At 58.4% G+C, this 8,773-nt stretch carries 7 protein-coding genes and 1 pseudogene; 5 read left to right on the top strand and 3 right to left on the bottom strand.

From position 1 onward, the window contains the following. Nucleotides 1-191: 191 nt before the first annotated feature. Nucleotides 192-498, bottom strand: a pseudogene (locus tag T281_RS19610) (transposase); the annotation flags it as partial. A gap of 180 nt (nt 499-678) precedes the next feature. Here T281_RS19610 and T281_RS14410 point away from each other — a divergent pair. The 4 genes from T281_RS14410 (at nt 679) to T281_RS14395 (ending at nt 6,409) form a co-directional block, all read left to right on the top strand. Then, complete coding sequence (locus T281_RS14410; RefSeq protein WP_013418907.1) at nt 679-1,185, top strand: RNA polymerase sigma factor; 507 nt, start codon at nt 679-681, stop codon at nt 1,183-1,185. A 44-nt stretch (nt 1,186-1,229) separates the two neighbouring features. Further along, complete coding sequence (locus T281_RS14405) at nt 1,230-2,213, top strand: FecR family protein (protein ID WP_037240756.1); 984 nt, start codon at nt 1,230-1,232, stop codon at nt 2,211-2,213. Between the two features lie 109 nt (nt 2,214-2,322). After that, the gene (locus tag T281_RS14400; RefSeq protein WP_081796824.1) at nt 2,323-5,190 is read left to right on the top strand and encodes a TonB-dependent receptor; all 2,868 of its coding nucleotides are present in this window, start codon (nt 2,323-2,325) and stop codon (nt 5,188-5,190) included. Nucleotides 5,191-5,203: 13 nt separating this feature from the next. Beyond that, nucleotides 5,204-6,409, top strand: coding sequence for a cytochrome-c peroxidase (locus tag T281_RS14395; RefSeq protein WP_052037527.1), 1,206 nt, complete (start codon nt 5,204-5,206; stop codon nt 6,407-6,409). Between the two features lie 251 nt (nt 6,410-6,660). Here T281_RS14395 and T281_RS19605 read toward each other — a convergent pair whose 3' ends face one another. Together T281_RS19605 and T281_RS19600 are read right to left on the bottom strand one after the other, a co-directional pair. After that, the gene (locus tag T281_RS19605; protein WP_245269255.1) at nt 6,661-7,506 is read right to left on the bottom strand and encodes a 3'-5' exonuclease; all 846 of its coding nucleotides are present in this window, start codon (nt 7,504-7,506) and stop codon (nt 6,661-6,663) included. After that, nucleotides 7,433-8,434 (bottom strand): UvrD-helicase domain-containing protein, encoded by a 1,002-nt coding sequence (locus T281_RS19600; RefSeq protein WP_245269254.1) that lies wholly within the window; start codon nt 8,432-8,434, stop codon nt 7,433-7,435. The genes T281_RS19605 and T281_RS19600 overlap by 74 nt, the downstream gene beginning before the upstream one ends. Nucleotides 8,435-8,464: 30 nt before the next feature. Here T281_RS19600 and T281_RS19595 point away from each other — a divergent pair. After that, nucleotides 8,465-8,773, top strand: a 309-nt coding sequence (locus T281_RS19595) for a hypothetical protein (RefSeq protein ID WP_245269253.1), incomplete at its 3' end; no start/stop codon positions are given.

Here is an 8,773-nt window from a genome sequence, read left to right as displayed (position 1 = left end):
GGAGACCTGAACGACGAAGTCGCCGGACCTGCCGCGCTGGACGAACTGAACGCCGAACCTGGCGCTTGTCGCTCAGGATAAACCTTCGCTCCGGTCAAGACGGTGTGCACCTTGTAGGGAACGGCGGCGACGAGCACCTTGAGGAAGGCGGCGGCCGGCCATTTTGCGCTATGCCCGTGATAGATTATGCACGCATCGTACCCGCAAGATCGATGCAGCGCCCCTTCTTCAGCGCCTTTCACGCTCTGGCTGTCGATAAAGGCCGCTGTTGGGCTGGTATCGCGCAGTTGCGCGGTATCACATAACCACTGGCAGCCGGTGGAAAGGACATACACTCAAGCCGTTCGCGACTTCGCGCCTGACGACCGTCCACTTGCCGCCGCCGCGTTTTGCCGGCGGGATCAGCGGCTCGATGAGCGCCTATTTCTCATCGGTCAAGTCGCTCGGATAGCGAAGCTGGCTGCGGTCGGATAAACTGCGGCTCTCGTTCGTCCACATCGCCGCCAGGGAAACGCAACCGATTCAATGCCTGCAACATGTTTTAAGACGCACACCAAGGAAAGCGCACCGAGGACGGAGATATTATTATAATAGTTATAATATATTGATATTGCGTAATAAATTTTCCTGCGATATTCACGCAATAATCGTTTTTGTGCGTTTGGCCACCTCCTTATCATGACCATCGATCATTTCGGTATCGCCGCTCTATACTCGAACGAGCAAGCTAGGCTAAAGCGCAAATTGCAACGACGAGGATTATCGGCGTCTTCCGCAGACGACGCTGTGCAGGATGCCTTCGTTCGCCTGTTGCGCCTTTCAGGTGCCGATATTCAGGACAAGCGAGCCTATATCAACAGGGTAGCTGAAACGGTTGCCAGCAACACCATGCGAGGGACGCGTCGCGGGGCGGCGGTCATTGATCCGCGCGCGGAGGTTGACGACAATGTGGCAGATGCGGCGCCGCTCGCCGATGCCAAGATAATTTCACAAGAGCAAATAGCGGCGCTTGAAGCCGCTATATCTGAACTGCCCGCGCGCTGCCGGGAAGTCCTTCTGCTTCACAAATATGAGGGGCTGAGCTATGCGGAGATCGCCGCACATCTCGGCATCGCAAAAAACACCGTGATGGTGCATATGGTGAAGGCGCTTGGCCGCCTTCGGGCGTGTCTCCAGGAACACTGAAACTTTTCGACTTCATTGATGCATATTGCCATCCGAGAATTCCTATGGCCGCGAAGAATGGACATTCCGTCGAAGATGACGCCGTTGAGTGGTTCGTATTGCTTCGCGACGCTTCCGCCACCGACGAGGATCGTGAGCGCTTTCTTGCCTGGCGCGATGCCGACCCGGCTCACGCCCGCGCATGGGGTGAGATCGAACGGTTGTGGAGCAATCTCGATCATGTGTCCCCACAATCTCTAGTCCTGCGCGGGTCAGGCAGGGAAGACGTTTCGCTGCTGATGCCCTCGCATAAACCGCCACCCCACGTCATCGGCCGCGGTGCGCTGTCCTTCGGTTCGAAGGTTTCGGCCGCAGCGCTTGTGTTATGCGCGCTGTTGATATGGGCATGGATGCCACACAGTTTCGCGGATTACCGTTCGGGCATCGGCGAGCGCCGCACAGTGCTTCTGGACGACCATTCGGAAATCGAGCTTGGCTCGGCGACCGCTATTGATGTGGCTTTCTCACCCACGCATCGTGAAGTCCGCCTTCTTGAAGGTGAGGCGTTTTTCACGGTCGCCAAAGACGCTGCGCGACCTTTCATCGTTGCGACGGCTCAAGGCGAGATCGAAGTGCGGGGCACCGCATTCAATGTGAAGATCACCGACGCGGTAGCCGTCGCAGTCGCCGAGCATAGCGTGTCGGTCACATCGGCGGGTGGTAATACCGCGTCCGTTCAGCAAGGCAAGATAGTGCGCTTCGACAGGAAAGCCGTCTCGCCTCCTTCAAACGTTGATCTCGACGCAATTCAGGCCTGGCGGCGCGATCAGCTTGTTTTTATCGATACGCCGCTCGAAGCCGTGCTGGCAGATTTGCGCCGCTATCGTGTCGGACGCATCGACCTCCTGAGCGCCGTGGCCGGCCAGAAGAGGATCACCGCAGTTTTCGAGAAAAATCGTATCGACGATGCGCTCGACACCATAGCGGAAAGCCTCGATCTTCGCGTGATCCGCGCAACGAGCCTGTTCACCGCGCTCGTGGCCAACTAGCACCGCCCCCAAAAAAAGACCGCAGCCGCTAATTACTCCGCCCGCGGCTGGTGTCTCCGTAAATGGAGGCACTGGGCCGCCTCCTTGAAACTGGGCAAGGGGTTGGGGCATGAGTAAGGCACGCGTGCGCGTAAAGCGCGCGCCGAGAGCCATCGCGGCTTGCGTCGCGGGGGTCGGTTTCTTCTTTTCAACGTCTTTCGATAGTGTTTTGGCGCAGTCTGCGCAGCAAAGCGCCGGCAGACAAATCAGCATCCCGGCGCAGCCACTGGCTTCTGCCCTCGTCGCTTTCTCGCGACAGACAGGGGTTGCAATCTTCGCAGCTTCATCGGTGACATCGGGTAAGCGCTCCTCCGCGGTAGGAGGCAACATGAGGCCCGATGTAGCATTGCGCACTCTGCTCGCAGGCACCGGCTTGTCCTACACTTTTACCTCCGCGACCTCAGCGAAGGTTGTCGCTGGAGGAGCAGTCACCCCTCTTAACGGGAGTGAGACGCTGGACGAGATCGTGGTGGAGGATGGCGCCGGGCAGCAATTCTTCGGCACGGCGCCAGCGGACACCGGGACAACCGTCATGTCCGGAGACCTTCTGCAGGTCAGGAAGGATGGAACCGGCGATGCCAACGCCATCCTGAAAAACCTTCCAAATGTGCAGTATCAGAACGAAGCGAAGAAGGATGGCGGCGATGACGATCAGTCGGTTATCGACCTCAAGCCGAAGGAAATGTCCATCTCCGGTGCGCGAGTTTACGAGAACAACTTCATAATCGACGGCATGCCGACCAACAACGTCGCCGGTAGTGTTGAACGCTTTGGCGACGAAGATCTGTCTGACGGCTTTCCTAATGCGGACCGCATCTACGGTCTTCACTCGCAGACGGTCTATGTACCGGCCGAGTTTCTGGATACCGCAACGGTCATGGATAGCAACGTGTCCGCGCAGTACGGTAACTTCCAGGGCGGCGTCGTATCCTACAAACTGAACGAACCGGCCAAAGATCGCCTGCGTACAACGGTCACGACCGACTATTCGACGAGCGACTGGGCCGAATACAACCTCAAGACTGAGACCAAAACCAACCCGAACAATGTCCAGCAACCGGACTTCATCAAAAAGCGCGGGAGCCTTACCGTCACCGGCCCTGTCAACGACTGGCTGTCGATCCTGGGTCAGGTCTCGCATGAAGAGGCTCTCACCCATAAGGATAAGCAGTATCGGTATTATTCCCAGCGTGCGGAGGAGGATTCAGACAAGAATTTCTACCGCTTCAAGGCAAATGCGGACACCCGTTACGGCGAGTTCTCGGCCGAAGTCATCTACGATACGTACCGGCAGCTTTGGGAGAGCCACACCTACCGGGATTTCAAGATGGATATCGGCAAGGATACGCTCACGGCGAAGCTCGAAAACACATACAAAATCGGAGATCAGGCGTTTGCGGGTATCAGTTTCGGCAATGTGAAGCTCACCTCGCGGATGAGCTACAGCGGCAGCGAAACAACTGACGACGCCAGCGGCAATATTGCGCGCCAGATGAAGCAGACCGAGTGGTCGCCGGCCGGCGCTAACGGAAAAGTCGTTTGGACGTCTACCGAGCTGTCGGACTGGTGTCGCACAGACCCTACTCTGAAACAGGCGACACTTTGCTACGATGGCGCGTGGGGAGATTCCCTTCAGAAACAAAAACAGGTCTCGTGGTCCGAAGCGGTAACGGGCGATGTCTTTCTCGGAAAGTTCTCCTTCGGTACAGATTATGCCTACACCGATGCGAAACGCGCGCGTCCCGAGGATTTCATCTATTATAGCCAGTACACAACCGCTTACACCGCGAAGGTCTCTCAGTTCGATTGCAGCAAAACGTCCGAGGAATGCAGCAAGGAGCAGTTCTCAAATACAAAGACGATCTGGCAAGCCTACGACATCGACGCCCAATTGCACGACTTCGGCAGCTACGCGGAACTGGACCAGACATGGCGGTGGTTCAACGTGCGGGCGGGTGCGCGTGCGAGCCTCGACAGCTACATGCACAATCTTGACATCGCGCCTCGCCTGGTTGCGACCGTGACACCTTTCGAGGACTTATCCGTATCTGGGGGCTACAATCGATACTATAATGCCAACAGCCTCGCATATGCCATCCGGGATCAGCAACCGCGCGGACAGTCCTACGCCAGAGCGCATGACTCTGGCACTGTCAGCAACAGCTGGACGACCAGGCCCATAACCGGCAATTACACCAACAGCGCGTCCGGCCTCGACACGCCTTTTAGCGACGAGCGCACGATCTCCGTGGCGGGAAAAGAACCGCTTCTCGACGGCTCATGGCGTATTCGCTTCCTCGACCGTCGGTCGTTCGACCAATATGCCTCCGACGCTAACGGCACGACGTACACTCTCACGAATAACGGCAAGGGCTTCTATGAGTCGGTGACGGGCGAATATCTGAAACGCCTCAATCCTTTGACAATCCCGCACATGGACGCGCTCGCCTTCAACGCGTCTTTCACCTGGTCCCGCCAGAGGGTTTCACACAACAACTATTACGTGGATGATCTTATCGACGATCGCATCTGGTACAATGGCAAATCGTACTCACTCGGTGGGTTCGGCGCTGTGCTTGGAAACCTCGATATTCCGATGCGCCTTCAGATGGGCTTCACAAGCAAGTGGTTCGACGACGCGTTGTCATTCGATATCTTCGGCAACTACAACCTTGCCTTCCGCGGCATTCGCGACACAGAAGAAAAAATCAGTATCGATGGTGTAACCCACGATATATACGAGGATTTTGACTACAGTTCTCGTTTCACGGTGGACGTTGCGAGCGCGTACACCTTCTTCAAGGAGGGCGATACAAGCTTCACCGTCGACGGGCGTATCGACAACGTCTTCAACGAGACTGGTAATGCCACCGCCACAAACGCGCGCCCCTGGATTATCGGGCGCACGGTCTGGGTCGGGGCGAAGGCAACCTTCTGAAGATTGCGATCACATGAAACACGTGCTCTTTTCCCGACGTCTCTTCTTCGGCGTGGCGGCCGCTGCGGTCGCCATGTCGTTCCTCATTCACACCCATGAACAAGACCACAAGGCTGAGGTCGTTCGCACGGAAGCGGCGCGATTTGCTTCGCTGAAGGCAGAGGCCGAGCAACTGGTAGCGGATTTTCCGTCGGGCCCCGACGCTCAAGCGCTCGGTCGCGTTCGCATGGCTTACGAAAGGGCACGGGCTGCCTGGCCCGCGCCCGTCTTGCTTCCAGACGCCAAGGTCGCCGAATTCGCGCCGCTCGACATCCGGCCGAAGCCAAGCGGTATCGCAATCGCGAAGGTCGAGCTTGGCCGAATGCTGTTCGAAGACCCGCGCCTGTCCGCATCCGGGCAGATCGCCTGTCAGAATTGCCATAACCAGGAACTCGGCTGGGGCGATGGTCTGCGCTCGTCCTTCGGCCACAACCGCAAGCGTGGCAAGCGCAATGCGCCGCCGCTGTTCAGTGCCGCCTATCGTCCGGCCCTTTTCTGGGATGGTCGCGTTACCAAGCTTGAGGAGCAGGCGCTCGGGCCCATGACGAATCCGATCGAGATGGCGGTTCACGATTTCAGCGCAGTGACCGCGCGTCTCGGAAAGGACGATATCTATCGAGAGCGCTTCCGCAGCATTTATGGTTCGGATCAGATCGATATCGCATGGGTAGCAGACGCCCTCGCCGCCTTCGAAACGACACTTGAGCGCCCGACCCGCTTCGATCGCTTCCTCAAGGGCGACACGGCAGCGCTGACCGATGAACAAGTGTGGGGTATGCATCTTTTCCGCACGAAAGCCGGTTGCATGAACTGCCACAGCGGCCCGCTTCTCACCGACGAGCGCTATCACAATCTCGGTCTTTCCCTGCTCGGCAGACCGCTGGGCGACCCCGGCCGTCAAGCAGTGACAGGGCTTGAGGACGATGTTGGCCGGTTCCGCACGGCCAGTCTGCGGCACGTTTCGAAGACGGGGCCTTACATGCACAACGGATTGATCCCGGATCTTCGGCGTGTCGTCATCTTCTACGAGATTGGAGGCGGCAAGACGCGACCCCTCAACGACGAGCAAGCTACTGACGATCTCATGCGCGCTGCCGCGAAGACCTCGCCGCTCGTAAAAAAGTTCAACTTCACGCCAGCAGAGCGCCAGGCACTCATCGAATTCCTCAAAGCGCTTTAGCCGTCCTGCCGCTTTGAATAGCATCATAGTAACGCTTGCCCGCTGGGATCAAACACAGCTTTCATCCCAGAGATTGGTGCGGGTGCTGCACGCCTCGGATATAGTGACCCAGAGCCCGCCAATGCGCGCTGCCACTTGCTCGTCGAACAGCATTGCCCCCTCCGCGTTAACCAGCGCTTAGCTAATGCTGCGGGTCGGCTCCTTCAAGAAGATGCCTTCTTACTTTTCCTCACGGACGACAGATGCACCGCTCAGGCTTTCATCTTGAAATCCTCGATGAACTCCGACATTGGCTGGATGCCAGAAACGAGGAGGAAGTCCCTCGCCCTCGTGCACGCGACATAAAGGAGGTGTCGTTCCGTGTTGTAGGTTTCTTCCAGTTCGGCCTCGTCAGCTAGGTTCGCCAGCCGCTCTTCGGAAGGAATGACGCCCTCGTCGCAAGCCATGACCACAACTGCCTTGAACTCGAGGCCTTTCGCGAGATGCATCGTGCTGAGCGCCGCCGCGTCGCCTTGGGTTTCGGTGTCCTCGGCAAGTTCCACATATTTCAGGTCGGCAGCGTCCAGCGCCGATCGAGCGCGAGGAAGCTCTTCCTCGGAACGCACGAAGACGCCGATCTCCTCCGGGCGCACGCCTTCCCTGTGCCGTGCACGAAGCCAGTTCGCCACCGCCTCGACCTCTGCTTTCGTGTCCTTGCATGGAAGAACCAAGGGGGCAGGACCGTCGAACATCGACACGGTTCCGTCTCTGCTGTCCGTATTGCCGTCAACGTCTGAAACAGCTTTCGGAAGAAGCCGGTCCGCATGCACCCGGATCTGATGCGAAGTGCGGTAGTTGATGCGCAACGTCGACGAGCGTCCACGAACATCGATGCCGAGGGACTTCCAAGAGAAGGGCTGCTGGAAGATGCGTTGTCCGAGATCGCCCGTGAAGAGGAGGCCGTCCGCACGACCGGCCGTCAGCTGCTTCAGGAAGCGGGCTTCGGCGACGCCAAGATCCTGGCATTCATCGACTACGGCGAAGTCAAACGTAGGCTCGGCTTTCGATGCAGCGAGATCGTCGGTCAGCCTTTCGAAAACGTCCGAAATAGAAAGCAACTGCTGTACTTCCAGCTTTGAGCGCCACCAGCGAGAAAACCTCCCAAAGCCGCTCCCTTTGCTTGATCCCCAGTCGTGTTTTGCGTCCCAAGCGGGGAACGTCGCGGTAGGTCTCCCAACTCCGGATCTGCCAGGCATCAACCACCTCGTGCCACTCCCCTCGCAGCACCCGCGTCGCTAAGGACTGGCTCGGCACCTTGGACGCTGCCTCGCCGATGAGATCATCAATGAGGCCCGCTGAGGCGATTGCAGGTTTGCCATACCGCTGCGTGTAAAGGTCCACTCCGACATCAGCGATAGCCTTGACAGTGATGCGCGGGGCCAGTGACGGCTCTGCCGATACGAGGATTTTCAACTTCGAGTGAAGTGCGTTCGCCAAAGCCCGCGAGAAGGTCGTGAGGAGGATTTCGTCCTCAGGGTTGGTGCGTGCCAGATGGACAGCTCGGTGCAGTGCGACGATGGTCTTGCCGGTGCCCGCCGAACCGGAGACGCGTGCGGGACCGGAAAATGTCCTTCTGACGAGCGCTTCCTGCGAGGGGTGGAGGAAGACGGTCCACTTCTCCCACGGATAATCTAGCGCAAGCCGAAGCTCGTCCGCGTTCGAGATGATACGGAACCGACGCTGGGCATCGGGGTGCGCGAAGGGATCGGCTTCGGATTCCGCCGGTTTTACAGGCTCTGCCTTCTCTCCGACCGCAAGTCTCAGGAGCTGCTCCTGAGCCTCTTGCGGCAACTTTTCCAGGACATCGAAAAGAGTGTCCTCGTCGACGGCGCGCACCTCATCGACCCATTCCGCAGGCACGCCGAACGCCATGAGTTCGAGCTTGCGCAGGTTATCGAACAGCTTCGGCTTGGCGACCTTTGCCGAAGGCTTCGCAGCGACGCCCCTGTCTTGTTCTGCCGGCGCAGTTTCGACCGTCTCGCGCAATTCGACGAGTTGCATCGCTCCCGTCGTGGGATGCTGCTCAAGCTTTCTGCGACCAGCCCATTTGTAGGCGGCGTCGTGGTGATCGACATAAGCGAGCAGGAAGCTCGAAGCCGTCTTGTGGACGATCAGCCGGATATCCGCGTTGACACGCACGGACCAGAAATTCGTGTCTCTCGCGCGGTCGAGCTTATGAAACGAATGACCCGGTGCCGACGGGTCCATTTGCAAGTCGAAGGCTGTGGTTTTTGCTGCTCGCTGCTCGCTGCTCGCTGCTCGCTGCTCGCTGCTCGCTGCTCGCTGCTCGCTGCTCGCTGCTCGCTGCTCGCTGCTCCTGCGATG

Source organism: Rhodomicrobium udaipurense JA643 (assembly GCF_000636015.1).
Taxonomy (GTDB): Bacteria; Pseudomonadota; Alphaproteobacteria; order Rhizobiales; family Rhodomicrobiaceae; genus Rhodomicrobium; species Rhodomicrobium udaipurense.
Note: the sequence above shows the minus strand (reverse complement) of the source record. Positions and strands in the feature narration are given on the sequence as shown.

Bases quoted from the DNA above. Each gene is read 5' to 3' on its own strand.
- T281_RS14410 (WP_013418907.1), top strand. From the start codon at position 679: ATGACCATCGATCATTTCGGTATCGCCGCTCTATACTCGAACGAGCAA.
- T281_RS14405 (WP_037240756.1), top strand. From the start codon at position 1,230: ATGGCCGCGAAGAATGGACATTCCGTCGAAGATGACGCCGTTGAGTGG.
- T281_RS14400 (WP_081796824.1), top strand. From the start codon at position 2,323: ATGAGTAAGGCACGCGTGCGCGTAAAGCGCGCGCCGAGAGCCATCGCG.
- T281_RS14395 (WP_052037527.1), top strand. From the start codon at position 5,204: ATGAAACACGTGCTCTTTTCCCGACGTCTCTTCTTCGGCGTGGCGGCC.